This window comes from Peribacillus sp. P4_D6 (assembly GCF_056401795.1).
On the sequence record NZ_JBFUIQ010000331.1, the window covers coordinates 1 to 1336 of the forward strand.

Below are 1336 nucleotides of genomic sequence, written 5' to 3' on the forward strand. Positions count from 1 at the left end.
GAAAAGACTCTTGCAAAAATTCATGCCGTTTGGGGAGCAGTCATCAATCTTACATTTGCCGGCTCTGTCTTACTATTAGGCTTTATAACGGAAACATACAGTGTCAAAACAACGTTCCAATTTTCCTCCACGCTGATATTCCTTGCCTTTCTTTATGCAACTTTTAAAAGGAACGACTTAATAGGGAAGCAATGTGATCAATTGCTGTCAAGTAAGTCATCTAATCTTCCTAGATGATTTCGTTTCACGAAAAAAAGGAGCCTTGGTTTTCCATGGCACCTTTTTTATCGTTTCAAGACCCGTCTAACAATATTGCCTCTCTTTAAAATCTTGCTCGGTATGATTGGCTTGCCTCTGTTGAAAGCCGTACAACCAAACAAGGGAAGTAAATATATAAACCGCCTGCACCCATTCATTCTATTTTATAATCCAGATATTATTATTTATAAACTCCCAATTCTGCGGGAATTCTAAACCAATCTGCCAATAAGTTGCTCCTATCAGTTCATATGCATCAATCATTTCATATTTTGCACTTATCGATCGTATATCTTCAAACCACACGACATGATTCGAATTCTCTCTTCGGTAGGAATAGGAAGGTGAAGCCGCTGAGGTGTCAAAAGTTATTTCAGCACCAGTTGCAATGGCAAGGTTTTGGGCATTTTGAGCTGATAAAGCTTTCGTCTCGTGGCTCGGTACTATCCAATCGTATCCATACATAGGAAATGCCGACTGCAGTTTATATTCAGGAATATTCAACAAAGCATAACGAAGAACCTCTCCCATCCACCAAAGTGGGGAAATGGGTTCAGGCGGTCCAGTCGGATACCCATAGTCAATGGTCATCACGGCAACAAGGTCAGCTGCCTCTCCGATCCCCCGATAATCATGCCCGCCTACAATTCGATTATCAGGATTATCCGCTGTTTTTGCATGTACGTTCACATGCAGGATCAGTTCGTTCAAACCCTCCTTTAATTCTTTTAAAAAAAGCACATAATCGGAACGCCTGGCAGGTGGGATGAATTCGATGTCCATGCTGACACCCCCATAGCCTTTCTCCCTAACGAAAGTCAGAATACTATTGATTAAATTCGCTCTGTATACTGAACTGGCAAGGACATCACCAGCCAAATCAGCATCGAAATCACCATCTTGAAAGTTTCGGATCATCAGTAGCGGCTTCACCCCTGTCTGTTCGCATTTCGCGATAAGCGGGAGATCATCTCCATCAACGTACGCATTTCCTTCCCTTGTAAACGAATAAGCGACAATGGCTAAATAGGATAATTTATCACCATTCTGCTCAAGTGTTTCAAAGACGACTCCACCT

2 protein-coding genes are annotated in these 1336 nt (G+C 41.9%); one reads left to right on the forward strand and one right to left on the reverse strand.

Features of this window, described 5'->3' with window-relative positions:
• Positions 1–237 (forward strand): hypothetical protein (locus AC1DVB_RS27305; protein ID WP_477591955.1); only part of this gene is annotated, 237 nt, incomplete at its 5' end.
• Between the two features lie 180 nt (positions 238–417).
• Here AC1DVB_RS27305 and AC1DVB_RS27310 read toward each other — a convergent pair.
• The coding region (locus AC1DVB_RS27310) for a glycosyl hydrolase family 18 protein (protein ID WP_477591957.1) at positions 418–1336 on the reverse strand (919 nt) is incomplete at its 5' end.